27 protein-coding genes are annotated in these 22,649 nt (G+C 45.7%); 12 read left to right on the forward strand and 15 right to left on the reverse strand.

Annotation, left to right across the window (positions count from 1 at the left end; genetic code table 11):
• Window positions 1–46 precede the first annotated feature (46 nt).
• From J4N43_RS16580 to J4N43_RS16590, 3 genes are all read right to left on the reverse strand, one after another.
• A complete protein-coding gene (locus J4N43_RS16580) occupies window positions 47–916 on the reverse strand; it encodes a DMT family transporter (protein ID WP_062730906.1) in 870 nt (289 codons plus the stop codon).
• Window positions 917–1,057: 141 nt separating this feature from the next.
• Complete coding sequence (gene yidZ, locus J4N43_RS16585; protein WP_047102388.1) at window positions 1,058–2,026, reverse strand: HTH-type transcriptional regulator YidZ; 969 nt, start codon at window positions 2,024–2,026, stop codon at window positions 1,058–1,060.
• The gene (locus J4N43_RS16590) at window positions 2,001–3,191 is read right to left on the reverse strand and encodes an MFS transporter (protein WP_053350013.1); all 1,191 of its coding nucleotides are present in this window, start codon (window positions 3,189–3,191) and stop codon (window positions 2,001–2,003) included. Before J4N43_RS16590 ends, yidZ begins: the two co-directional genes overlap by 26 nt.
• A 132-nt stretch (window positions 3,192–3,323) precedes the next feature.
• Between J4N43_RS16590 and J4N43_RS16595 the strand changes: the two genes are divergently transcribed.
• Window positions 3,324–3,794, forward strand: coding sequence for a GNAT family N-acetyltransferase (locus J4N43_RS16595; protein WP_053350014.1), 471 nt, complete (start codon window positions 3,324–3,326; stop codon window positions 3,792–3,794).
• 24 nt (window positions 3,795–3,818) lie between these two features.
• Entirely contained in the window at window positions 3,819–4,277 is a 459-nt protein-coding gene (locus J4N43_RS16600; protein WP_053303884.1) for a GNAT family N-acetyltransferase, read from the forward strand.
• Window positions 4,278–4,311: 34 nt separating this feature from the next.
• On the opposite strand, the gene J4N43_RS16605 is transcribed toward J4N43_RS16600, so the two are convergent.
• Complete coding sequence (locus J4N43_RS16605; RefSeq protein ID WP_053350015.1) at window positions 4,312–4,824, reverse strand: DUF2799 domain-containing protein; 513 nt, start codon at window positions 4,822–4,824, stop codon at window positions 4,312–4,314.
• Window positions 4,825–5,083: 259 nt separating this feature from the next.
• Between J4N43_RS16605 and J4N43_RS16610 the strand changes: the two genes are divergently transcribed.
• From J4N43_RS16610 to J4N43_RS16625, 4 genes are all read left to right on the forward strand, one after another.
• Window positions 5,084–5,794, forward strand: a complete 711-nt coding sequence (locus J4N43_RS16610; protein WP_053350016.1) for a response regulator — start codon at window positions 5,084–5,086, stop codon at window positions 5,792–5,794.
• On the forward strand, window positions 5,794–7,236 hold the full coding sequence (gene creC / locus J4N43_RS16615) for a two-component system sensor histidine kinase CreC (protein ID WP_053350017.1): 1,443 nt from the start codon (window positions 5,794–5,796) through the stop codon (window positions 7,234–7,236). The genes J4N43_RS16610 and creC overlap by 1 nt, the downstream gene beginning before the upstream one ends.
• Window positions 7,237–7,311: 75 nt before the next feature.
• Window positions 7,312–8,652, forward strand: coding sequence for a cell envelope integrity protein CreD (creD, locus tag J4N43_RS16620; RefSeq protein ID WP_053350018.1), 1,341 nt, complete (start codon window positions 7,312–7,314; stop codon window positions 8,650–8,652).
• The gene (locus J4N43_RS16625; protein WP_053350019.1) at window positions 8,639–9,067 is read left to right on the forward strand and encodes a ribosomal maturation YjgA family protein; all 429 of its coding nucleotides are present in this window, start codon (window positions 8,639–8,641) and stop codon (window positions 9,065–9,067) included. The genes creD and J4N43_RS16625 overlap by 14 nt, the downstream gene beginning before the upstream one ends.
• Before the next feature lie 239 nt (window positions 9,068–9,306).
• Here the strand turns inward: J4N43_RS16625 and J4N43_RS16630 are convergent, their stop codons facing one another.
• Window positions 9,307–9,981 (reverse strand): fructose-6-phosphate aldolase, encoded by a 675-nt coding sequence (locus tag J4N43_RS16630; RefSeq protein ID WP_053350092.1) that lies wholly within the window; start codon window positions 9,979–9,981, stop codon window positions 9,307–9,309.
• A 256-nt stretch (window positions 9,982–10,237) separates the two neighbouring features.
• On the opposite strand from J4N43_RS16630, the gene J4N43_RS16635 reads away from it, so the two are divergent.
• Window positions 10,238–11,179: a glycyl-radical enzyme activating protein gene (locus J4N43_RS16635; protein ID WP_053350020.1), complete on the forward strand. Its 942-nt coding sequence runs from the start codon at window positions 10,238–10,240 to the stop codon at window positions 11,177–11,179.
• A gap of 2 nt (window positions 11,180–11,181) precedes the next feature.
• Entirely contained in the window at window positions 11,182–13,620 is a 2,439-nt protein-coding gene (locus tag J4N43_RS16640) for a formate C-acetyltransferase/glycerol dehydratase family glycyl radical enzyme (protein WP_158159423.1), read from the forward strand.
• Window positions 13,621–13,704: 84 nt separating this feature from the next.
• On the opposite strand, the gene J4N43_RS16645 is transcribed toward J4N43_RS16640, so the two are convergent.
• Window positions 13,705–14,250, reverse strand: a complete 546-nt coding sequence (locus J4N43_RS16645; RefSeq protein ID WP_025768600.1) for a TetR/AcrR family transcriptional regulator — start codon at window positions 14,248–14,250, stop codon at window positions 13,705–13,707.
• Window positions 14,251–14,348: 98 nt separating this feature from the next.
• Between J4N43_RS16645 and J4N43_RS16650 the strand changes: the two genes are divergently transcribed.
• The 4 genes from J4N43_RS16650 (at window position 14,349) to J4N43_RS16665 (ending at window position 15,895) form a co-directional block, all read left to right on the forward strand.
• The gene (locus J4N43_RS16650) at window positions 14,349–14,822 is read left to right on the forward strand and encodes an HPP family protein (protein ID WP_005374998.1); all 474 of its coding nucleotides are present in this window, start codon (window positions 14,349–14,351) and stop codon (window positions 14,820–14,822) included.
• Between the two features lie 138 nt (window positions 14,823–14,960).
• Complete coding sequence (locus J4N43_RS16655; RefSeq protein ID WP_005374999.1) at window positions 14,961–15,176, forward strand: TIGR02450 family Trp-rich protein; 216 nt, start codon at window positions 14,961–14,963, stop codon at window positions 15,174–15,176.
• A gap of 112 nt (window positions 15,177–15,288) precedes the next feature.
• On the forward strand, window positions 15,289–15,666 hold the full coding sequence (locus J4N43_RS16660; protein WP_005386881.1) for a PH domain-containing protein: 378 nt from the start codon (window positions 15,289–15,291) through the stop codon (window positions 15,664–15,666).
• A 10-nt stretch (window positions 15,667–15,676) separates the two neighbouring features.
• Window positions 15,677–15,895 carry a DUF6500 family protein gene (locus tag J4N43_RS16665; RefSeq protein WP_017634431.1) on the forward strand — a complete coding sequence of 73 codons (219 nt, stop codon included), beginning with the start codon at window positions 15,677–15,679 and terminating at the stop codon, window positions 15,893–15,895.
• On the opposite strand, the gene J4N43_RS16670 is transcribed toward J4N43_RS16665, so the two are convergent.
• From J4N43_RS16670 to fliD, 9 genes are all read right to left on the reverse strand, one after another.
• Entirely contained in the window at window positions 15,892–16,179 is a 288-nt protein-coding gene (locus tag J4N43_RS16670; RefSeq protein ID WP_005375002.1) for a hypothetical protein, read from the reverse strand. The genes J4N43_RS16665 and J4N43_RS16670 overlap by 4 nt on opposite strands.
• 77 nt (window positions 16,180–16,256) lie before the next feature.
• Entirely contained in the window at window positions 16,257–17,252 is a 996-nt protein-coding gene (locus J4N43_RS16675; RefSeq protein WP_252094187.1) for a flagellar motor protein MotB, read from the reverse strand.
• The gene (gene motA / locus J4N43_RS16680; RefSeq protein WP_005375006.1) at window positions 17,252–18,109 is read right to left on the reverse strand and encodes a flagellar motor stator protein MotA; all 858 of its coding nucleotides are present in this window, start codon (window positions 18,107–18,109) and stop codon (window positions 17,252–17,254) included. Before motA ends, J4N43_RS16675 begins: the two co-directional genes overlap by 1 nt.
• Before the next feature lie 10 nt (window positions 18,110–18,119).
• On the reverse strand, window positions 18,120–18,848 hold the full coding sequence (locus tag J4N43_RS16685; protein WP_005375008.1) for a FliA/WhiG family RNA polymerase sigma factor: 729 nt from the start codon (window positions 18,846–18,848) through the stop codon (window positions 18,120–18,122).
• A 12-nt stretch (window positions 18,849–18,860) separates the two neighbouring features.
• Window positions 18,861–19,361: a flagellar basal body-associated FliL family protein gene (locus J4N43_RS16690; protein ID WP_005375011.1), complete on the reverse strand. Its 501-nt coding sequence runs from the start codon at window positions 19,359–19,361 to the stop codon at window positions 18,861–18,863.
• A 22-nt stretch (window positions 19,362–19,383) separates the two neighbouring features.
• Window positions 19,384–20,457 carry a flagellar hook-length control protein FliK gene (locus J4N43_RS16695; protein WP_053350025.1) on the reverse strand — a complete coding sequence of 358 codons (1,074 nt, stop codon included), beginning with the start codon at window positions 20,455–20,457 and terminating at the stop codon, window positions 19,384–19,386.
• Window positions 20,454–20,774, reverse strand: coding sequence for a hypothetical protein (locus J4N43_RS16700; RefSeq protein ID WP_005375013.1), 321 nt, complete (start codon window positions 20,772–20,774; stop codon window positions 20,454–20,456). Before J4N43_RS16700 ends, J4N43_RS16695 begins: the two co-directional genes overlap by 4 nt.
• Window positions 20,758–21,144, reverse strand: coding sequence for a flagellar export chaperone FliS (gene fliS, locus J4N43_RS16705; protein WP_005375014.1), 387 nt, complete (start codon window positions 21,142–21,144; stop codon window positions 20,758–20,760). Before fliS ends, J4N43_RS16700 begins: the two co-directional genes overlap by 17 nt.
• Window positions 21,145–21,176: 32 nt before the next feature.
• The gene (gene fliD, locus J4N43_RS16710; protein ID WP_158159422.1) at window positions 21,177–22,523 is read right to left on the reverse strand and encodes a flagellar filament capping protein FliD; all 1,347 of its coding nucleotides are present in this window, start codon (window positions 22,521–22,523) and stop codon (window positions 21,177–21,179) included.
• Window positions 22,524–22,649: the final 126 nt, after the last annotated feature.

The following is a 22,649-nucleotide window of genomic DNA, read 5'->3' on the forward strand; positions in this document are numbered from 1 at the left end:
AAGCATAGATGATGAATGGGTATTTGAGAGGGAAAGTTATTACTTTTTATCGGCTTGCTGATTGTTCGTTTGTTTTTTTGGATCGAGATAAAAAAACCAAAGCGATCCCACCAAGAATGATGCCGCTGGTTGAAAGAGTATGCAGTGAAAGAGGCTCGTGGAGTACGATGCTGCCGAGTAGCAAAGCAATGGCTGGCACAGAAAGTTGGCTGACGGCGGCTTGAAGCAAAGAGAGCTTACGTACGACTTGGTACCAAAGTGTATAACCAAGGCCAGAGGCAATGGCACCAGATGCGATAGCGAGCAACACTCCGCTCCAAGAAAGGTGGATTGAGGACAAGATTAATGGCGAAAGGAGCACGCCAATTATTGATGCAGCGATGAATCCCCACGTGATGCCACTACTTGGAGAAGGCGCTTGTTTACCGAGCGCAGTAAACGCAGCCCAACAAACGCCAGAAATCAACATGAGAAGTGCAGAACTGGTGTCGGGGCGAGTGGCAGATGGCAACATTAACCAAACAAAGCCAACAATCGAAAGGCCGATACCGATGATTTCGAGAAACTGAAAGCGCTCACCTTGCAACCAATAGATCGCCAGTAATGTAAGTTGCACGGCACCAAACAAAAGCAAAGCACCAGTTCCTGTCGCCAGTTGTAAGTACGCGAAAGAGAAAAGGGCTGCGTAACCAAATAACGCCACGCCAGCAAAAAAGCGAAAGCGAGAAGTTGGCCGATCGGTTTTCCACTGACCTCTCACGACAAGCATTGCGATTAAGGTAATCGCGCCAGATATCAATCGAACGAGCGTGAAGCTTCCTGCATCAATTAACCCTTCTGCCAAGGCAAGTCGGCACAATAATGAATTGGCAGCGAACGCCAGCATTGCAATAGCAGTGAGTAAGAAGGTCGGCATCCTTGATCCTTAGCGTGTAAATGAACAGCTAGTGTAGATCCAAAAGAACATTTTTATTAGTTGATAAAGTGATTAGTTATAGCTATCAGAGCAAGAAAGTCATTAAAAATAACCAGAGAAAACCTGACCTTAGCCTGAGTCTTACTGTGGTTGGGAAGGTTGTTTGTACAATGACTTAATGGTGTTTTTCAACCATAGCAATTTGGGATTGTACGCATTGCGTTTATGCCAAATCATGGTAAATGGAATCAGTAACTTGTCTTGTTGAGCTTGGTCTAATGGAATTGGCAAGCACACCAAATCGAGATGCAGCTTTTCTGTGTAACTTTTGCAATAGTGCGGCGCGGTGGTGATCATGTCATGCGTCGGCTGCGCTGCCATAAAAAGGGATTGCTCAAAGTTGGACATCGTCAGCCCGATAGAGCGCTGTAGCCCTAGTTCCGTTAATACTTCATCCAACGCCCAAGTTTCACTTTTTTCCCAAACAATATTGATGTGTTGGTAGCTCAGAAAGGTCTCGAGATTCCACTCTTGCTGTAATGCCGGATGATCTTTATGTAAATACACCATCGGCAGGTCATAAAATAGAATCTCAAAATCCAAGAAATACGGCAGAAGATCCAACGACTCTTTCGATCTCGGGTGACTCTCTCGGCCGGTAAAACCGATATCCGCCTCGCCTCGAATGATGGCGTCGAGTGAGTCGTAATCCCAGTTACTGGTTTTTACTTTCGCTTCAGGGTATCGCTGGTGGATAGCGACGATGAGTCTGTCCAGCATTGTGAGCACTAATGGCGACTCAATCGTGATATCAAAACGCACTCCTTTAGGCGTAATATCGCTGCGTTTTTCTGCAATCTGGCAGCCAATTTGCAGCCATTCTGCAAGATCTTGCTCCATGCTTTGCGCCAAGGGCGTTGGCGCAAGACCTTTAGGTGTTTTGACAAACAAAGGATCATCGAACCAATGACGAAGTTTGTTGAGCGACTTACTTACGGTAGAGGGCGTAACGTTCAGCTTTTTCGAGGCTTTCGAGACGCTTTGCTCTTGCAACAATAATTGCAGAGTGAACAGTAAGTTTAAATCAAGTCGCGCTAGGGATTTCTTCATAATGGGTATCGTGAACAGGCTTTGGAATCAATAGTATTAGAGCAAGGCTGATTACGCTACCTAGCACTAAGATAAACACCAACATATTCAGTGCAGTAACGCCGATGAAACCCATAAACCAAATATAGAACGCGGAACTACAAACTTGAGCAATGCCCAGTAACGAGCTTGCCACGCCAGCTTGTTGAGAGAATGGGCTGAGCGCTTGACTCATGGCCACGCCAAAGCCAATCGAGAAGCCTGCGCAAATCAGCCCAAGTCCGAAAACATAGTAAAAAGGTTGTCCATCATGGAAATGGGCTGCACTGAGCACGATGGCTGAACAAACGAGCAATCCTTGAGAGCTCATCATTAAGGTTCGCTGCTTGAAAATCCCCAATGCCAATGGCGCCGAGAACGAAATCAACATACTGATCGTCGCAGTCCCCGCCATGATGGAAGAATAGCCACCGCGATCAAAACCAAGCATACTCATCACAACAATTGGTGAAGCGTTAACAAAGGTCAGGATGGTGGTCACTCCAAGTGCAGTAATGATCAGCCTACTGATAAAAAATCGCTCGAAGAAAGTCTCTTGATGGCTCTCTGGCGTTGTCTGTTCTTCACATTGTTGGCTGGGTAGTGATTCTTTGAGAACAAAAATGGCCAATACACTGACGAGAATGCCCATTCCTGCCATCGTGGTAAACAAACTCGGCCAAGGAAATTTCAGCATAATCAAGTGACCAATCACGGGTGCGATCACTGGAATGATACAGGTGATGCCATTGAGCATCGACAATACTTTCGCGCGGCGTTCATCGTCTAACGTGTCGCGTAAAATCGCGAACGCGACGACATAGCAAGATCCAGCACCGATGCCTTGGCAAAAGCGAGCAATCAAGAAAGCGTTTGGTTGTTCAGCCATTCCGCCGAGAAAAGACGCGAGCACGAAGATCATCGCGCCGACGACGGCAACAGGCTTTCGTCCCACAGAGTCTGCAATTTTCCCCGCGAATAACATGGTGGTAGCCATGCCAGCTAAATAGATCGAAAACGCAATATGCAACTGAGATTCACTGGCGTTGAGATCTGACGCAATTTGAGGCAAACCAACAAGATACAAATCAATGGCAGTAGGGTAGAGTAAAACGAGTGCAAAACTACAAAGTAAAAAACGGGACATGGAAACCTCTCTATCGAATGGCGAGGATAATAGAGTGCTAAACGTTTGCCTGCGAGTGGGAAATACGACACTAGGTATTTCTATTTACGACATACCCTGTATGAATTGAGCATAAAAACAACAAGGAAGATTATGATTACTATTGAAAAGTATTCGCCTGAGCGACATGAACACACTTGCGAACTTAGCGTGCTAGAAGAGCAATCGCAGTTTACGGTCGCGGATGTGGGTGAAATGCTTGCACGTCTTGAACCCACAGAGCTTCCGCATCTGATTCTGGCGGACGATGACGTGGTTGGCTTTTTTCTATTTGATGCTGCTTACAGCGAGAAATACGATTTTTGCCCGAAAAACAGTTTAGGCGTGCGTGCTTTGCTGGTGGATCACCGTCATCAAGGCAAAGGCATCGCCAAGCGAGCAATTCAACAGTTTGCCAATTTCGCCAAACGCCATTATCCCGAATTTGATGCGCTTTATCTCACTGTGAATTGCCGCAACATACCTGCTTATCAGTGCTATTTAAAATCAGGGTTTGAAGATACCAATGAGCTTTACCACGGCGGCCCTGTTGGACCGCAGCACATTATGAGACAGCCGCTTTAGCTATGAAAAACCAAGGATGGAAAGATGAGGATTGAAATCGACAATTTAGAACGGTCGCAAGTGATAGCGCTGTTGGAAGGACATTTACAGGACATGTACGCCACGTCACCACCAGAAAGCGTGCATGCGTTAGATTTAGATAAGCTCAAAGCGCCAGAAGTGACATTTTGGACCGGATGGAAAGGTGAGCAACTGCTTGGGTGTGCGGCGATTAAAGAGTTGGATGACCAACACGCGGAGCTGAAATCCATGCGCACCACGCCTACGGCAAGAAACCAAGGTGTGGCATCTCAATTATTGATTCATGTGATTGAGCAAGCGAAGCAAAAAGGTTTGCAGCGCTTGAGTTTAGAAACGGGCTCGATGGAGTTTTTTAAACCAGCGCGCCTGTTGTATGAAAAGCATGGCTTTGTGTACTGCGAGCCGTTCGGGGATTACGAACTCGATCCGAACAGTCAATTCATGACCCTAGAACTGAGCTAGGGCCATGAATTTTTAGAAGCTAAATCCAATCGATTTAGAAATTCAGATTCAAGTTGATGGTTGGCGACAAGAGGCTTGAACGCTCGTCAGCCAATCGCTTTCTCTTCTCTTTCAGTCTCTTGGCATTATCTTTGTCTGGATTGCCATCAAGCTGATTATCGATGACCGAGATTTCAGTATCGATTTGTTGGATGCGTTGCTGGCGTTGATATTCTTGATGACCTAACTGGTAGTTCTCAATAAACTCTTTGCTGCTGCATACACCGTAATATTCTTTGCCTTCGATACCGACAGTGTACCCATTGTCTGGTGAGCAATATTGGATAGTGCCTTTATCAAAGCCTTCTTTCCATTTCGCTCGGTCGGGTGTCACACCCGCTTCACCACAGTCTTCGGTATAGCTATTGATAATGTTTGGATCGTTGCCATCTTGGCCATCTTGATAACCTACGTTGTACCAGTTTGCCGTTTTGCACTCATCCGGAGACATGCTAGCGCAACCTGAGAGCAAAGTCAGTAAAGCCAGGGGGATTAGCGCTCTTTTCATCAGTGACTGTCCTTTAAATAAAATCGAATTGATAACTTGAGTTTAAAATGAACACTGTTCATATCAATGGTTGAAATCATTGTATCCACAATTGTGGTGACTCATTAATCTAAGTGATAAATTTATTATGCTGAATAGAAGTGTGTTTGATTAGTATTATCCACGAACTGCGCCTTTGCTGCATCAATCCACTAGCCTTGGCCCCAAATTAAGTGATAATACCAACATAAAGATAAACACCGTCAATGAGGCTAAGACATTGAGCGAACAACCCACCGTCCTTATTATCGAGGATGAATCTGCTATCGCAGAGAACCTGATTCATGTATTAGAGATGGATGGCTACCACGCAGAGTGGTTTGCAACGGCAGGAGAGGGCTTGGCCTTTTTGCAGCACAACTCCGCAGCGTTACTTGTCTTAGACGTAGGCTTACCGGATGGTAATGGTTTTGAATTGTGCAAAACCATCCGTGAGTTTTCTGATATTCCCATTATCTTTCTCACCGCAAGAAGCGATGAAATTGACCGCGTCGTGGGCTTGGAGATTGGCGCGGATGATTACGTGACTAAGCCATTTAGTCCGCGTGAAATGTTGGCTCGCATTAAACTTAGAATCAAAGCTAAAGCGCCAATGATGGAGCACAAACCAGAGCCTGTGGCTGTTCCAGAACAACCTCATTTGAACCATGATTTAGTTGCGCAGAACTTCGACTACGGTGTTGGCGGGCAAATGCTTGGGCTGACCGCGGTGGAGTTCAAGATCCTCGATAAACTGATTTCTGTCTCTTCCAATGTATTGAGTCGAGAGCAACTTATGGTCGCTGCTGACATGGCGCCAGAGGCTGCATACGAGCGCAATATTGATACCCACATCAAAGCCATTCGCCATAAGTTGAAGCCGTTTGAGATGTCTGAACGCATCTGTACCAAACGTGGCTTTGGTTACTTTTACTGCATTAAAGGTGAATGATGAATCGCTGGCCGAAGATCCCACTTGGACTCAGACTGTTTTTTCTCTACTTCATCTTAGTCGGGATGACGGCTTACATGGTGAGCAAAACGGTTGTCCAAGAACTTAAGCCAACCGTGCGCCAAACCACCGAAGAGACGCTGGTGGATATGGCGAACTTGCTTGCGGTATTGGCGGAAGAAGACGTCGCGAATGACAAGTTGTCTGAGAATCGCTTCTCCAAACTATTAACGGCTTATGGACAGCGAGAGCCTCAAGCGCGCATTTGGGAAATTGGCAAAAAAGCGATTAACCATCGAATTTACATCACCGACAAACAAGGCATTGTGATTGCGGATTCTTGGCAGCAAGACGTAGGCAAAGACTACTCGCAATGGAACGATGTTTATCTCACGTTGCGTGGTCAATACGGCGCGCGCAGTACCATCGAAGACCCGAAAGATCCACTCTCAACCGTTATGCATGTTGCTGCGCCCATTTACCACAAAGGTGAAATCATTGGCAGCGTGACGGTGGCAAAATCCAATCGCTCAGTACAACCCTTCATCGATCTTTCTAAACGCAATGTGCTGTTTTGGATGGTGTGGATGAGTGGTTTAGTGCTATTGGCAGGGGCATTGTTTGCTTGGCGAATTCACTCGGCACTGAACAAGCTAGAAGACTACGCGACCAAAATGGGTGAGGGTGAAAAGGTCTCTAAGCCAACATTTCGTATCTTTTACGAGTACGGCACGCTAAGCGACGCATTAGAGAAAATGCGCAATCAGCTCGATGGCAAACAATATGTGGAAGAGTACGTACAGACGCTGACTCATGAGCTGAAAAGCCCGTTATCAGCGATTAAAGGCGCGAGTGAAATATTGCAAATGCCGTTGCCTGAAGAAAAGGTCGCGCGCTTTGCTGGTAACATTGAGCGAGAAAGCGATCGCATGCAGTCATTGATTGATAAGCTGCTAGAACTTGCTCGTCTTGAAAAGCGCCCTGAACTAGAACAAGTCGAAGCTATCTCGCTAAAACAAATGGTCAATGAAGTGGTTGAATCGGCGGATGCGCGTTTGAGTGCTAAGCCGGTCACTGCCAAAATCCAAATTGATGACCATCTCTCCGTGTTTGGTGATGCCTTCTTGCTGAAACAAGCCGTTTTTAACTTGATGGACAATGCGCTGGATTTTGTTGATTCGGAGGGATGCATTGAATGGAAAGCTGAGGTCACGAAAGAGAAAGTGTGCTTGTCGATTTTCAATTCAGGCCCTCAGATTCCCGACTATGCAATGCCTCGTTTAACCGAGCGCTTCTACTCCGTCGCTCGGAAAAATGGTGTTAAGAGCACTGGGCTCGGGCTGAATTTTGTTGAGCAAGTGATCAAACTGCACAAGGGTAAGTTGCAAGTCGAAAACGTCGATTCTGGCGTGAAAGTGACGCTGGTTTTACCAACTCCATAGAAACTCCACATTAGCTCCATTCGTTCTCCAAATTGCTGATTTAGATTACTCCTATCAGCAAATGGAGAATGAAACATGAAAAAGATCCTCAATAACCAACTCGGCACGAAGTTCGCCTTCGTGCTGTTTTTGTTTGTCTTACTGCAAATCCCGCTTTCAATGGTCACTGGGCTGATCTCAGAACGCTCATATCGCCAAGATGAAGTCAGAAACGACATCGCACGCAGTAGCAGCGGCGAGCAGCGCATCATTGGTCCATTCATCATGGTTAACTACACCGAAACCAGTTACCGAGATGACAAAGTACAGATTAAAGAGCGTCGTAAATTTCTTTTACCCAGCACTTTTGATATGAGCGCGAATCTGGACAGTTTTGAAAAGTACCGAGGCATTTACCGCGCGCGTTTATACAAAGCACAAGTGGCACTGAAAGGCACTTTTGATGCAGACGATCTCTCGGCGTTGCAGGGGCTTGATATTGAAAACATGAGCCTAGTGGTTGGCATTGAAGACAGCCGCGGATTGATTCGTTTGGATGACATGACCATGGCGAGTTCTGAAATCGAAGTCGCACCGGGAACGGGGTTAGATCAGTTACCACAAGGCTTCCACAGTGCTCTGACACCCGCAGACCTAAATACAGAGCAACCTTTGGCGTTCGATCTTAACTTCTTGCTGCAAGGGATGGGACAGCTTCAAGTCACACCAATCGGCAGTCAAACAACAGTTGAGCTCTCTTCAGCATGGGCGCATCCAAGCTTTATCGGTGATTACTTACCAGTGTCGTCAGAGGTATCCGAAGATGGATTTAACGCGCAGTGGGCGAGCAATAACTTCTCTACCAATATCGCGCAGCTGTTCCAAAGCTGTTTGTCATCGAATCACGCTTGTCACGAGCTTGAACAGCGACAAATGGGCGTAGATTTGATTGATCCCGTGGACCACTATTTGAAATCCCACCGAGCTGTGAACTATTCACTATTGGTTATCACATTAGTATTTGCGAGTTTCTTCTTACTGGAGCTGTTCCAAGCGCGTCCGGTTCACCCAGTGCAATACGGCTTTATTGGTCTGGCTTTAGCACTTTTCTATCTATTGCTGATTTCGATGAGTGAACATCTGGGCTTTAACTGGGCGTATGTGGTGTCGGCAGTCGCCTCGACGGGACTTTTAAGTGTGTACGTGAGCGGTATGTTGAGCAACACCAAACACGGCGCGATATTCGGAGCGTGTTTACTTACTCTCTACGGATTACTGTTTGGCTTGCTACAAGCAGAAAGCTATGCATTGGTGATGGGGACATTGCTGTGTTTCGCGATTTTGAGCTTCACTATGGTCATTACACGCAACATCGACTGGTACGCACGAAATAAGAAAGCGGAAGAAAGCGCAAAGGCGAATCATGAAGATGTTTAAACGAGCAATTCTCACTGGGCAGCCAAGCAATATGGTGGAAGAAACGTCCGCTATCCACCTGCGATTTTCGGTAAAAAATGGACTGAAAAGTTTGGTGTGTTTTATCGCATTGGTCGTTATTGCGCTCTATGTTCGAGACAGCTTTATTCGTCCGACATTTGGTGATGTTCTCGTTGTGGTTTGGCTCTACTACTTTCTTGCAAGTATGTTCTCTATGCCCGTTAACTGGCTGGTTTCATTGGTGGTGTTGATTGCGTTTGCCGTCGAGTTGGGGCAATTGCTTCAGGTCGCAGCTTGGCTTGGTATCGAATCTTCATCGCCTCTGGCTGTAATTTTGGGCGCCACATTTGATTGGAAAGATCTGCAGGCTTACTGCATCGGAGGTCTACTGTGTTGGTGGATGGAAAAGAAATGAAAACCGAGATGAAAGCCATTGTGCTACCAAACCGACTCCACCATTCCAAACGAGGTGTTCGTAAGAGGCTCAAAATCAGTTTACTCAAGCGCGTGTACCTTTGGTCACTGACCAATAGAGAACTGCTGTAAACCTCACCTCTTTATATGAAATACAAAAGGGAATCTTAAACTCACCGGCGCACAGGGTGAGTTAAGATTCCCTTATTGTTGACTAAAATATTGAGTTCTTACTTTTAATTAGCTTTCAAATGAAAGCTTGTCGCCGAACGTCTCTTTCCAGTCTTTATCGAACTGTTCAACCGCAGGTTTTACTGCTGGATGAGCGAACATTTGCGCTGCCACATCGGTTGGCAATGTAATGGCTTCGATACCCAGTTTCATCACCTCCATTGCTTGTTGAGTATTCTTGAAACTCGCTGCCAAAATCTTCGCTGGTAGTTGGTTTTGATCGAGCAACAATTGAAGATCCGCGACCACTTCAACACCGTTGCCGTTCATCGCATCAATGCGGTTTACGTAAGGTGCTAGGTAGTCTGCACCGCACAGTGCTGCAAGGAACCCTTGTTGAGCTGAATAGATAGCGGTAGCAAGAACCTTAATTCCCTCTTTTTTCATTAGCTTAATTGCAGCTAAGCCTGTTTCTGTGGCTGGCACTTTTACCACCATATCGTAAGGCAATTCATTCAGTTGGCGCGCTTCTGCCACCATGCCTTCGACGGTTGAACTCACGACTTGAGCGTGAAAGCGAGGTGTACCGCCAAGTGCTTCTTGCATGCCTGCTAGGGTTTCATTCAGTCCCTGTTTTGACTTCGCCAAAATGCTTGGGTTTGTCGTCACGCCTTTTAGCGGTAGGCACTGGTTAAAGCGTTTTACTTCTGCCACATCAGCAGTATCTAAATAAAGTTCAATCATGGTTTCTACCTTAAACAAAATCTTCGTTTTGATGATGGGATCACTATAGATCTGACAATCGAACGAGATCTTGATTTTGATCAATTGAAATTTCATTTGAAACTATAATAATTTCATTAAGTGAAAGTTAAGTGAAACTTGTAAACGCTCAAATGAAGCTTTCAGTTAGAAAACAGAAAAGCTGTTCATAAGACTCAACGAGCAAAAGAAACGAATTAAGTAAATAGCGGTAGCACAGACCAAGAGGCAAGCAGAGATGTATTTCAATATTCAACGATTCTCTACCCATGATGGTGATGGCATTCGTTCCATTCTTTTTCTTAAAGGATGCAGCTTGTCTTGTCCTTGGTGTCAAAACCCAGAAAGCCGCAGCGAAAAGTATTCACTGTTGTTTGATCAGCGAAGCTGCATGGAAGATTGCCAGCTGTGCGTTTCTGCTTATCAAGCCACAACTCAAACCACGGCGGATAGTGAAACGGTGGGTGATGGTATTCAACGCATCGACAACCAGATCATCATCAATCGCAAAGCCATCAAAGAAGACCAACTGATCGCGCTGCGAGACGTCTGTCCTACGCAAGCACTGACTGTCTGCGGTGAAGAGGCAAAATCAGACATGCTGTTCGACACCTTAATGAAAGACAAACCGTTCTACGACCAAAGCCAAGGTGGCGTGACCTTCTCCGGTGGTGAGCCTCTCATGCAAGCGGATTTGGTGGCAGAACTCGCGCAGCGTCTGCGTGACAACCAAGTCTCTACCGCTATTGAATCGTGCATGCATGTGCCGTGGAAGAACGTTGAAAAAGCCGCGCCGCATATCGATTGTTGGTTGGCAGATTTAAAACATACCGATGAAGAGAAGTTTCTTAGTTGGGCGAAAGGTTCACTAAAACGCATCAAAGATAATTTCCGAAAACTGGCACCTATCGCGAAGCGCATTGTGATTCGTGTTCCCGTTGTGCCGGGGTTCAATGACACCATCGAAGAGTTGAAAGACATCATCGATTTTGCGGCTTCACTAGAAAGCTGCCAAGAACTTCACTTGCTGCCGTACCACACGCTCGGCATCAATAAATACCGTTTGCTCGATATGCCTTACGAGTGTTCTGACAAGCCATTAAACAAACCAGAACTGCTAGAAAGCGCCATGCAATACGCAAGCGAAAACACCCAACTTAACGTGATTGTAAGAGGTTAACTATGGACCTGAATTACCTTCCTGAGCGTATCAAAGCGCACAAATCGGCACTGGTAAATATCGTTACGCCACCTGTCTGTACCGAGCGTGCAGAGGCATACACTCGTGCTTATCAAGCAAACGAAGACAAACCTGTGATTGTCCAACGTGCGCTAGCACTGCAAGAGCACTTACGCACTCGTACGATTTGGATTAAACACGATGAATTGATCGTCGGTAACCAAGCGAGCAAAGTGCGCGCTGCGCCTATTTTCCCAGAATACACTGTACGTTGGATTGAAGCGGAAATTGATGAGCTAGCCGACCGTCCTGGTGCAGGTTTTGCGGTCACTGAAGAAGACAAGCAAAGCATTCACAGCATCACACCGTACTGGCGTGGCAAAACCGTTCAAGACCGTTGTTATGGCTTGTTCACTGATGAGCAGCAAGAAATCTTAGCCAGCACCATCATTAAAGCTGAAGGCAACATGACTTCGGGTGACGCGCACCTAGCGGTGGATAACGAGAAAATCTTGAAGCTAGGCATGAACGGTTTGCTAGAGGATGTTCGTCAGCACCGTGCTAACAATGATGTTTCGACCTTTGAAGGCTTGAAGAAAGAGCAGTTCTATAAATCAGTCGAAATCGTACTGCTTGCCATTCAAGACCACATGGTGAGCTACGCTGAATTGGCGGCAAAAATGGCGCTTGAAGAGAAACGCCCGCTGCGCAAAGCTGAGTTAGAAAGCATTGCGGCAAACTGTCGTCATGTAGCAAGTCACGCACCAGAAAACTTCTGGCAAGCACTGCAGTTGAGCTACTTCGTTCAGTTGATGCTACAAATTGAATCGAACGGTCACTCGGTTTCTTTCGGTCGTATGGACCAATTCCTCAACGAATTTTATGTTCGCGATATCGAAAATGGCACGATTGAGAAAGACTTTGCATTAGAGCTTTTACAAAGCTGTTGGTTGAAGCTGCTTGAAGTAAACAAGATTCGCTCTGGTGCTCACTCGAAAGCATCGGCAGGTTCTCCGCTGTATCAAAACGTGTGTATCGGCGGTCAGAAGTTGAATGAAAAGGGTGAGCCTGAAGACGCAGTGAATCCTCTTTCTTGGGCGATTCTGGAATCTTGTGGTCAGTTGCGTTCGACGCAACCTAACTTGAGTGTGCGTTACCACGAAGGTTTGAACCAAGAGTTCTTAATGGGCTGTATTGAAGTGATTAAATGCGGCTTCGGTATGCCAGCGTTCAACAACGATGAGATTGTTATTCCTGAATTCATCAAGCTTGGTGTAGAGAAAGAAGACGCTTACAACTACGCATCTATCGGCTGTATCGAGACCGCAGTTCCGGGCAAATGGGGTTACCGTTGTACGGGCATGAGCTTCATTAACTTCGCCCGTATCTTGCTAGCTTCATTGAACGAAGGTGTGGATGCAACAACGGGTAAAGCTTTCTTGCCACACGATAAGTCATTAGCAAAAGGCAACTTTGAGAACTTTGAGCAAGTGACCGCTTCTTGGGCAGAGCAAATCCGCTACTACACCCGTAAATCGATTGAGATTGATACTGTAGTCGACAGCGTACTTGAACAGCAAGCTCAAGACATTTTCTGTTCAACGCTGGTGGATGACTGTTTGGCTCGCGGTAAAACCGTGAAAGAAGGTGGCGCGAAATACGATTGGGTATCTGGTTTGCAAGTCGGTATCGCGAACTTGGGTAACAGCCTAGCTGCCATCAAGCACCTTGTTTTCGATGATGCGCAAATCACTCAGCCCCTTATCTCACAACAACAGCTAGCAAAAGCATTGGCAGAAGATTTCGATGGCATGGAGAACGAACAGCTTCGCCAACGTCTTATCAACTTTGCACCAAAATACGGTAACGATGATGACGCGGTAGACCAACTATTGGCAGACGCTTACCAAGTGTACATTGATGAGCTAGAGCAGTTCGTTAATACGCGTCATGGGCGTGGTCCAATTGGCGGCGGTTACTACGCAGGTACATCAAGTATCTCGGCAAACGTCCCATTCGGTGCTTCAACCATGGCAACGCCAGATGGTCGTAAAGCGAAAACGCCATTGGCAGAAGGTGCAAGCCCGTCATCTGGCTCAGACCGTTTAGGTCCAACGGCAGTGTACAACTCGGTTGGTAAGATTCAAGCGAATAAGATCCTTGGTGGCGTGCTGCTTAACCAGAAGTTAAGCCCGGCAGCAGTTGAGTCTGAAGGGGACAAGCTCAAGCTTTCTATGTTGATTCGCACCTTCTTCAACCACCACAAAGGCTGGCATGTTCAGTACAACATCGTCTCTCGCGAGACCTTGCTAGCAGCGAAGAAGAACCCTGAACAATATCGTGATCTGGTTGTGCGAGTTGCAGGCTACTCAGCCTTCTTCACCGCGCTATCACCAGATGCTCAAGACGATATCATTGCTCGTACCGAGCACGAGCTGTAAGTACACTCACTAACTAAAACGAAAGGCACCGATTGGTGCCTTTGGTTTGCATACTTAATCCGCAAATGACTATACCTGAACGCATTAAAGCTTGTGCAAAATGGTCACGCATTTCTTCGTGATGTTGTCGTACTCTTTCGTCATGTAAGCGGTAGTGATCGCGCCCTCTTTCATGATGCAAATGGCATCGAGTAATGCAGCGTTGTCTGATTTGAGATAGTGATGAATTAGCTCTCTGACTTGCTGCTTATGGTAGCGGCAATACGTTGCGATCTCGCCACTGTCGTCACTGAATTCCGCGGACGTATTGATGAAAAAGCAACCGCGAAACTCGCCCAACTTTTCTTCAGAGCCATGAAACCAGCCGTTGAGTGCTGTAAATAACTGATCGATCACCTCCGCGCACGTTTGTGCTGAAGAAAGCTTTTCCTCCAACCATTCCATAAATACTTGGTGGCGTTGTTCTAATGCGGCGATGATAAGCGCTTCTTTGCTCTCAAAATGGTTATATAGCGTGCGTTTAGCCACGCCGGAAACATTGAGGACTTCATTGATGCCAATAGAGTTGATGCCTTGTTTATAAAACAGTGACAAAGCTGTGTCGATCAATAACTGTTTCTTTTTGTTCATAACTACGTCCTCAAAAAGTTCCATAAACACATATTGACAAAGGTAGACAGATTTGTCTATTTTATTTTGTAGACAATTCGGTCTACTTTGAGGTGTTTATGAATAATTTAATTTTATCGTTGGTTGCCGGGCTTGGCGCTACGTTGGCTATTGGCGTATTGTCCTACGCAGAGGTATCACTGACGGAGGTTGTACTCCTGATGGCACCATTTGGTGCTACCGCAGTACTGGTGTTTGGGGTGCCTAGCAGCCCTCTCGCTCAACCAAAAAACGTGATCATTGGTCACTTCATTACGGCATCTATCGGTATTGCGTTTAGCCAGTATGTTGACGTCACGCCGGTCACGCTCGCGATTGCGACGGGGCTAGGTGTGTCTGCGATGCTGATTACGAAGACCACTCATCCACCTGCGGGGGCAAATCCAATTTTGATCATGGCGTCTGGGCAGGGATGGAGTTTTCTCTTCACGCCTGTCCTGATTGGCGCGGTAGTGATTGTTCTGGTCGGTAAAGGGTTACAGTTGCTACAAAGTCAGTACTTAAACCCTCGACTGAATGGTCAGAAGACCTAGTCGGATTGTAGTTAGAGCCGCGAAAGGGAGTGATCTCTTTTGCGGTTTTATCTTTTGTCGGTTTGCAAAAACAAAATCTGATTCTCTCTTGGTATTCAGTCGTATACATCAACATGGTAGTTAAATTGGTACAATGCGATGAACAGAATCCACCCTAAGAAACTATTGCACAGTAAATGGACGGCAATTTCACCTAAAAACAAAGAGAAGCATTTTGTCGTGACGGAAATGGAACTAGATGAAGATGGTAACGTTGTGAGATGTGTCATCGAGGCAGTCATGAGTAAACGCGACCGAGAGATGAACTGGCAAGACCTAAAAGACTCTGAGCAATGGATGCAAGGGTGGAAGTGAGTGACGCTTCGTTGTTGGGCGAATCAAGCAGAAACGTGCGTTGCGAGTAGGCAAAAGTGGTGCTATCTGATACGTTGATAATTCGTTCTAACGCCCACTCAAAGGATTAATTATGATTGATTTCGACAATTCCTCTGTATTTAAGCTTAAGCCGATTGACGTTTCTAATGCCAGAGAAGACTTCCTTAAGTTCTTGATTGATGGTGAGACTATTTTCGCTGCTTTTAAAACAGTTCGTGACCAAGTGGTGTTTACGAACAAGCGAGTGATAGCGGCAAATGTGCAAGGGATTACCGGCTCAAAAGTGGATTACACTTCTTTGCCTTACAGTAAGATCAATGCATTTTCTATCGAGACCTCTGGTACTTTTGATTTGGATTGTGAAATCGAGTTCTTCATGAGTGAGGTGGGAAGAGTGCGTTTTGAAATTAAAGGCTCGTTTGATTTGATTTCTTTCAACCGTATGGTTAGTGAGTATGTACTAGGTTAAGGGATTAGAAATGAGAGCTTCGCTGAGAGACAAAATTATAGAGGTCTGTGACAAAAAGATCGCGAGTAAAGGTGAATTGGTTGGTCTCTCATTTTATGCGTTTTTCGCTAATAAAAATGACGACCCAGAGCTGTTGATGGAAGCGGCTACGTGGTGGATTCAGACTCATCAGCTCGACCACTTCGAAAAAGCAGTAAAAATAAAATCAATGGTCGAGTCGGGGAGCTAAATTAAAAAAAAGAAGTAAAGAAAGCAGACAAATGCTAATAACGTTGCGGACAAAACAGGGTAGATAATGTAAGAGTCCTGCTTGTTGGTTCGTTGAAAACATAGCGAAACAAGTAAGACGTTATAAACAACAAGTAACAAGCTGATCATGGTTCCGCTGTTTAGTGTCATACTTGATAGCTGAGTTAAGAAAAACGCCAATAAAAGGTAATCGAAGACAATGAGCCATAAAAAGGCTTTCTTCAGTAAGTCGCTTTTTCTTTTTTCGGATGATGTTATGTGCATATAGAACTCAACTAAAAAGTCACAGTAACAGAGGCTTTGGTTAGAGAGGTCACCATCAGAGTGGTGACCTTTTAAGATTATAATTCTTGAATTTTTACTTCGCTGGTGGCGGTATCGCCGGAGTAATTGATGACTTCTTGACGAATGACTGGTTGGTTGAATTCAGCCTTCTCTTTCGCTTTTTGCAGTTCGCTTTCTTGGTGGTTGCCAAAAAGGGTCTCAAGCACTTTAGCGGCAGGAGTCGTTAAAACAAACAGCTCAATACGACGGTTTTCGCTAGAATCTGGCTCATCAGGATTAAGCAGCGCTCTATCTGACATACCCGTTACCTGCATTACTCTATCATCCGGCATACCGCCTTCTACTAACGTATTTCTTGCTACGTCTGCTCGAGAGGCTGATAACGCCCAGTTAGATTGACGACCAAAACGCTTTTTAAATGGAATTGCATCTGTGTGTCCGCTGATGATCAGAGGGTTGTTAACACGATGAAATACAGGTGCTAGTGCGAGCAGTAAATCTTCAAAAAAAGGAGTAAGTTTTGCACCACCACGGCTGAACATATGCTGTTTGTAATCATCTTGAAGGACGATACGCAAACCTTGTGGTGTCACCGTGACGTTTACATTTCCCTGCGCATTAATTTGGGCAGTCATTTGCTCAATTACTTTCGCTAGTGCGGCAAGTTGCTCTTGAGTATCGAAGTTACCAGGAATCAAAGAATCAATTTCTGGTCCATCCCCATCACCTTTGAAGTAAGAGCTTACCACATGGTTGGAGTTGTGTTTACTTGGCACAGAAGAGTCCTGTGCCAAGTCGATAGGAGAAATACTTTGTGACGTATCAAATGGGTTGCCGTAACTCTTGTCGAATACGCTTGAACTATGCAAGTGGGCAACAATCGCTTTACGCTCTTCTTTGTCTACCACCTGCATAACCCAAAGTACAAGAAACAGCGCCATTAGGGCGATCATGAAGTCAGCAAACGCGACTTTCCACGCGCCGCCATGAGACGACTCATCATGGCTGTATACTTTGGCACGTTTGAACACTACATGCTCTTGTTTTTGCATTATCCCTCCTGTTCAGCTAACCACTTCTCCATTTGGTTGAATGTTGGTTTGATGTCTAGCTGAATATGTTTACGACCAGCGTCAATGGCGAGCAATGTCGGCTTTTTCGCTACGTAGGCAACCAAGGTTGCACGAACGCACTCAAAAGCAGTCATATTACGTTTTACTCGCTGAGCCATGGCGTTACTTAGTGGATCTAAGCCACAGTAACAACCGAAAATACCAATGAATGTACCAACGAGAGCTGCCGCAACGTGATAACCAATCATAGCGATTGAGCCATCAATAGCTTGCATGGTGATAATGATGCCACCAACTGCTGCAAGAATACCGAAGCCAGGTAGTGCTTCTGCTGTACGCTGTAGTGAGCGTGAAGGTAAAAGCATTTCGTTCTGTATTGCTTCGATTTCTTGCTCTAGCAGTCCCTCTAATTCATGAGGCGACATCTGTCCCATTGCCATTAAACGTAAATTGTCAGTAATGAAAGAAATTAGGCGATGATCTTCTGCGATCGTCGGGTAAGCGAGGAACATAGAACTTTGCTCCGGAGCCTCAATATGAGAATCCAGAAACTTGTATCCGCGGTTTCTCGCTGTCTCTAGCAAGTTGTTGAGTAGTGCCATTAATTCCATGTAGTACTCATGCTCTTCTGTTGGACCTTTAATGGTCGCTGGCACTTGGCGACGCATTTCTTTCAGTACATGAGGCGGATTACCGATGATCAGAGAACCAGCAGCGGCGCCAATAATGATAAGGAATTCGGCTGGCTGCCAGATAGCACCTAAGCTACCACCGGCCCACATATATCCACCGAAGACGCACACCAGGATAGTGAGCACTCCAAAAAACTTTTGCATCTTGTGACTCCTAAGAGGACATTAATTGGTTGAGTTGTTTCAGCGCTTGTTTGTGAAGCTGACATATACGAGGTGGTGTCAGATCCAATACCAGAGCTATTTCGTGTAAGTTGAGTTCATGTTGATAGAACAGAGTCAGGAGCAGTTGATCGCGCTTAGGTAACTTACCCAAAGCACTGTCTAAACTACGACGAATATGTTCATGTTCCATGCCATCGTATTGCCCGCCAATGTAGCTATCACCGCTGCTCTCCATCAGTTGGTCAAGGCTTTGCATCTCGCCTGCGAGAGCGGCATTTTGGCGGTTGTAATAATCTTGCTCATTCGTCCCTAAAGCCTGGATGATTTCGGCATCCGTTGGCATTCGACCTAACGTTCGAGTGAGATCTCGAGTCACGTCGTTGAGCTCGTGGGCTTGTTGACGAGTCTTACGTGAACGCCAATCTAGTCGGCGTAATTCGTCTAAAATAGCTCCCCGAACTCGACAAACGGCGAAAGCAGGAAAGTGAGGATCGTCAACATCGCCATATCGGCGTCCAGCCTCGACTAGAGCGATAAGGCCTATCTGCTGCATATCTTCAATACTACAGTGAGAAGTGGCATGAACGCGCAGCTGGTTAACTACGCGTTTTACCATGACCTGATGACGTTGTAGCAATGCGTTTTCATCAATTGGTCGTGACGGTGTTGTCACTTCCTCTTCTGTGGTGTAAGTGTCTTGTACATTCATGTCTAACATGGTTGTGCTCCGTTATTGCACAACATATTTAGTCAACAAAACATCGTCGATTTCTCGGACGATGTCTGTTTTAGCAAAAGCGAGTAGAAGCGTTTGCTTCACTTCGTCTTGCAGAATATCGATGGCACCCGCTTGCTGTAACTGATCAAACGTTTTGTCGCTAAACAGTTTTAATAGAGAGTTTTGTACCATAGGCATGTATTCATCGATCTCTTTGATACGCTCTGGACGGCGTGTCTCAATTGCCAGTTCTAGCATCACAAAGTGAGTCTGTTTCTTGCCTTTAACGGTCAAAACGACTTTGTCCAAAGGATGGAAGCTAGGACCTTTGCTTGTCGGTTGTTCTGTGACCAAAAAAGACAGTGGAGAGTCTTCGATCAGTGAACCAGAGTCAGGTGACTCTTGAGCGTGTTTGTTTAAGTACCAGATTCCGCCCATAATTGTGACGGCCGAAACGAGGGCACTGGTGATGATCATGGCGATAAACAGGGCGATCATTTGTTGTTTGGTCATAACCTTTTTCCTCGAAGATTCACTAAGCTTGAGTGCTTAGCCAGTGTTCTGAATAGTTAGTTGTTGTCGTGGTTTGGAATGCACCAGATTCTCGTGCGGCGAAAATATTGGCGTCTTCTTCGTTTGCATGTGGGTCATTTCGACCTTGGTTTTGATCAGAGCCAACATTGACATCGACATGAACGAAGTTTTGCTCTTGTAACTCAGTACGCAATCGTTCCGAAACTTGCATTAAAGCTTCTCGTGTTGCTGCGGCATTGGCGTTGATGTGGACACTCAATCGGTCACCTTCAACACGTACAAGTAAATCCAATTTCCCTAAGTCTGGTGGGTCTAGGCGGATTTTTGCTTCTTGTACATTTTGTTGAGCTTGGAGCGTCACGCGATCATGTAATACTTGCATCATTTGCTCCCCCCACTTTCCGGCAGTGGTATCAACACGCACCGCTGCCCACTCAGAGCCTTGAGCTTGAACATGACTCGTCGCAACCGGTGAATGTGCAGGTTGTGTTGTAGGAGCTTGTGCTTGAAGTAGTGAGGCGGTTGGTTGCCCTTGAACAGGTTGATTCAAAAGAGTTTGAAACTCAGCACCGGATATAGGCAAACGCGAACTCGATGAAGTCGGCAGACTTTGCTTCACATCTTGTTTTGATGATGTGTTTAACATAGCGTTAGACGAATCTTGAGTAACAGACTTAACTTCGCTCGCAGTCATTAAAGATGACGCTTTTCCTAGTTTCTCAACCTGCTTCTCTGCCATGGTAATCATACCCTGGGTTAAAGCTTGAGCTTGCGCTGCAAGATCAGTCGATTCTGTTAACCCTAGTGTACTGGTCAAGTTGGCATCCGGATCTGAAGCTGAGCGGTCATCAGTATCAAAACCATGACTTTGTACTTTGTTTGCGCTGTTCAAAGTAGAGGCCGTAAGGTGAAAACTCGGTACCGCTGACGCAGAGTTAAAGTCTTGCTCACCATTCTGCTTGTTCCCTGATTTAAAACCATGAGAAAAGCCGTGTACCGAGTTCGCTTGCTTGATGTGACCCTCATTGTTAGCTGGCGAATTACCCGAGTGCTGAGTTGAAGAAGGTATGATCATTGAGTTAGCTCCATGGTCATTGCTAATTGATAGGCCATAGCGCGTTCTTGATGGTCATTGACCATGTTCATCTCTTTTTTCAACTCGTTGGTCGACTTCTCTAATACTGCGAAGGCATTAGCGTGCACTGTTTTCGCTCGCTGGATTTCAGGTGCAAGCTTAGGATCTTTCAAAAAAGGCTTGTGACTGATCAAAAGCTCTCGCAACTGCAAGTCGTACCGCTTGAGCGCATGCCAATCGGCCGTTTTTGCGGCGAACTGGATGAGCTGAGATAAATGACGGAATCGCTCTGGCGATACTTTATGCTTGTTGTCCAAAATTCATCCAACCTTCACGAATGTTACCCATTACACGCTCAACGTTAACCAAGCGATTTGCATCGTTTTGCACGCTAGCGTAATAAAGTTCGACTTGGCAGAAGTCATACAGCTGGCGTAGGTTTTCCGCAATTTCACCGCCGTTTTCATCATCTAAAGCACTTGTTAGTCCAATCAAGATGTTCATGCATTTGTTGATTCCATTCCCTTTCTCGGCCAAACGATTTGCGGCTAGGTGGCCGCGAATACGTTCAACTTCATCGAGTAGGCCATCGATTAACATGATGACCAATTGGTGTGGATTTGCTGCTGCCGCTTGAGCGTCGAGATCGACTTGTTGGTACGAATCGTAACCAGAATCCATAAGCATGAATATTTCTCCTAAATTTGGAACCAAATGTCTTATTTTTGAGCATTAAACATGGACATGGTTTGGTTCATTTGGGTCATAATTGAATTCATTTGAGTGAATTGTTTGAGATAGCGGTTGTACGACATTTCGTACTTACGCTCTAAATTGGTTTGTTTATCTTTGATTCGGTCTAAGCTTGACTGTATTGCGTCTTTACGCGTGCTGAAGGTTCCTGATGAGAACTTCAAGAAAGGCTCTACCATCGCGTCAAGAGAATCTAGCAAAGCGTCATCCCCATTAAACAACGCCTCTAAGCCTGCGCTGTTTGTTTGTTGAGCTTCTTTGAACTTTTCTTGATCAACTTTCATTTTACCGTTGCGGTCTAGGCTCACGCCGATTTCGCTTAGGCGCATACCATTGTGTTCACCTCGGATTAACCCCGTTAACTGACTCTCAATAGAACGCAATGTCGAGTCGCTAGCGAGCACGCCGCGTTTCTGATCTTCACCGCCAATTTGGGTGTACTGATCGATAGTCGAAACAAGGGCATTGTAGGTTTCCACAAACTTATCTAGTTGTTCTTTAGTGCCTTCGCTATCAGCTCCAATTTTTAAACCGATTGGCGAATCTCCCGCGGCTTGCGGTTTAGATACGGTAATGTCAACACCGTCGATGACACCTTCAAAAGTATTACTTGCGTTGGTTAGTTTCAGGCCTGAGTCTTTTGCACCTAGCCACATAATCGCATCTTGCGGAGCGTTAATTTGCTTGAGGTTGGTGAAGGCGTCTTCAAACCACGCTTGGCCAGTACCCGATGCAGATACGTTGATCTTATTTTCGACACCAGTCTCAGTGCTCGATAGCATAAAGTGTGTTTGACCATTCGAGCGAACTAGAGTGGCGTTAACGCCAGGGTTATCCGTGTGATTGTTAATCGCACTGGCTAAATCGCTGATCGTTGCAGTGCCGTCACCATTAACATCAACGGAGGACAAGTCTAGAGTCATTGTTTCACCGTTGATGGTGAATTCTAAAGATCCAGTTGTTGGTACTTCTGTCGTTGCCTCAAGGTCTGCAGGCATACCTGTAGATACTTGATGCGCCGTTGCCACTTTTTCTACAAAAATCTGATAGTTACCCGTTAGCGCTTTAGCATCCGCGTTTGCAGTAAAGTTACCTTCTTGAGAGAGTGTCGCACTGTTTTTGATGATGCTGTTTGTGCTGTTATTCATCTCTTTCATTGCAGTACGAAAATCACGTAGTGCGCTTTCAACTTTATTAAAAGCTGACAGTTGTGACTGGTACACATTAGCTTGCGCTTGGTAACGGTTTTTGAATGGGTTTGTGTCCAATTGTGCGAATTGGGTTGCCATTTTTACTGGGTCTAAAGAACTCATGAGGTGTGCTCCTCTCATCTCTTATTGGCTTGAATACTTTGAATGCTACGCCTTAGTTTAATTATCAGTGGCAAGATGCGTGCCGTATATTAAATTCAATTAAAACAAAGGTTTAGAGCTATTTTG

Source organism: Vibrio sp. SCSIO 43009 (assembly GCF_023716525.1).
GTDB classification, from domain to species: Bacteria; Pseudomonadota; Gammaproteobacteria; order Enterobacterales; family Vibrionaceae; genus Vibrio; species Vibrio alginolyticus.

What these genes read in the sequence shown, in the direction of transcription:
- J4N43_RS16635 (WP_053350020.1), top strand. Translation starts at nt 10,238, where the DNA reads ATGTATTTCAATATTCAACGATTCTCTACCCATGATGGTGATGGCATT.
- J4N43_RS16665 (WP_017634431.1), top strand. Translation starts at nt 15,677, where the DNA reads ATGAGAGCTTCGCTGAGAGACAAAATTATAGAGGTCTGTGACAAAAAG.
- J4N43_RS16595 (WP_053350014.1), top strand. Translation starts at nt 3,324, where the DNA reads ATGATTACTATTGAAAAGTATTCGCCTGAGCGACATGAACACACTTGC.
- J4N43_RS16630 (WP_053350092.1), bottom strand. Translation starts at nt 9,981, where the DNA reads ATGATTGAACTTTATTTAGATACTGCTGATGTGGCAGAAGTAAAACGC.
- J4N43_RS16645 (WP_025768600.1), bottom strand. Translation starts at nt 14,250, where the DNA reads ATGAACAAAAAGAAACAGTTATTGATCGACACAGCTTTGTCACTGTTT.
- yidZ (WP_047102388.1), bottom strand. Translation starts at nt 2,026, where the DNA reads ATGAAGAAATCCCTAGCGCGACTTGATTTAAACTTACTGTTCACTCTG.
- fliD (WP_158159422.1), bottom strand. Translation starts at nt 22,523, where the DNA reads ATGAGTTCTTTAGACCCAGTAAAAATGGCAACCCAATTCGCACAATTG.
- J4N43_RS16625 (WP_053350019.1), top strand. Translation starts at nt 8,639, where the DNA reads ATGAAGATGTTTAAACGAGCAATTCTCACTGGGCAGCCAAGCAATATG.
- J4N43_RS16660 (WP_005386881.1), top strand. Translation starts at nt 15,289, where the DNA reads ATGATTGATTTCGACAATTCCTCTGTATTTAAGCTTAAGCCGATTGAC.
- J4N43_RS16690 (WP_005375011.1), bottom strand. Translation starts at nt 19,361, where the DNA reads ATGACCAAACAACAAATGATCGCCCTGTTTATCGCCATGATCATCACC.
- J4N43_RS16695 (WP_053350025.1), bottom strand. Translation starts at nt 20,457, where the DNA reads ATGATCATACCTTCTTCAACTCAGCACTCGGGTAATTCGCCAGCTAAC.
- J4N43_RS16580 (WP_062730906.1), bottom strand. Translation starts at nt 916, where the DNA reads ATGCCGACCTTCTTACTCACTGCTATTGCAATGCTGGCGTTCGCTGCC.
- J4N43_RS16590 (WP_053350013.1), bottom strand. Translation starts at nt 3,191, where the DNA reads ATGTCCCGTTTTTTACTTTGTAGTTTTGCACTCGTTTTACTCTACCCT.
- creC (WP_053350017.1), top strand. Translation starts at nt 5,794, where the DNA reads ATGAATCGCTGGCCGAAGATCCCACTTGGACTCAGACTGTTTTTTCTC.
- J4N43_RS16605 (WP_053350015.1), bottom strand. Translation starts at nt 4,824, where the DNA reads ATGAAAAGAGCGCTAATCCCCCTGGCTTTACTGACTTTGCTCTCAGGT.
- creD (WP_053350018.1), top strand. Translation starts at nt 7,312, where the DNA reads ATGAAAAAGATCCTCAATAACCAACTCGGCACGAAGTTCGCCTTCGTG.
- J4N43_RS16655 (WP_005374999.1), top strand. Translation starts at nt 14,961, where the DNA reads ATGAACAGAATCCACCCTAAGAAACTATTGCACAGTAAATGGACGGCA.
- J4N43_RS16640 (WP_158159423.1), top strand. Translation starts at nt 11,182, where the DNA reads ATGGACCTGAATTACCTTCCTGAGCGTATCAAAGCGCACAAATCGGCA.
- fliS (WP_005375014.1), bottom strand. Translation starts at nt 21,144, where the DNA reads ATGCTTATGGATTCTGGTTACGATTCGTACCAACAAGTCGATCTCGAC.
- motA (WP_005375006.1), bottom strand. Translation starts at nt 18,109, where the DNA reads ATGCAAAAGTTTTTTGGAGTGCTCACTATCCTGGTGTGCGTCTTCGGT.
- J4N43_RS16675 (WP_252094187.1), bottom strand. Translation starts at nt 17,252, where the DNA reads ATGCAAAAACAAGAGCATGTAGTGTTCAAACGTGCCAAAGTATACAGC.
- J4N43_RS16600 (WP_053303884.1), top strand. Translation starts at nt 3,819, where the DNA reads ATGAGGATTGAAATCGACAATTTAGAACGGTCGCAAGTGATAGCGCTG.
- J4N43_RS16670 (WP_005375002.1), bottom strand. Translation starts at nt 16,179, where the DNA reads ATGCACATAACATCATCCGAAAAAAGAAAAAGCGACTTACTGAAGAAA.
- J4N43_RS16650 (WP_005374998.1), top strand. Translation starts at nt 14,349, where the DNA reads ATGAATAATTTAATTTTATCGTTGGTTGCCGGGCTTGGCGCTACGTTG.
- J4N43_RS16685 (WP_005375008.1), bottom strand. Translation starts at nt 18,848, where the DNA reads ATGTTAGACATGAATGTACAAGACACTTACACCACAGAAGAGGAAGTG.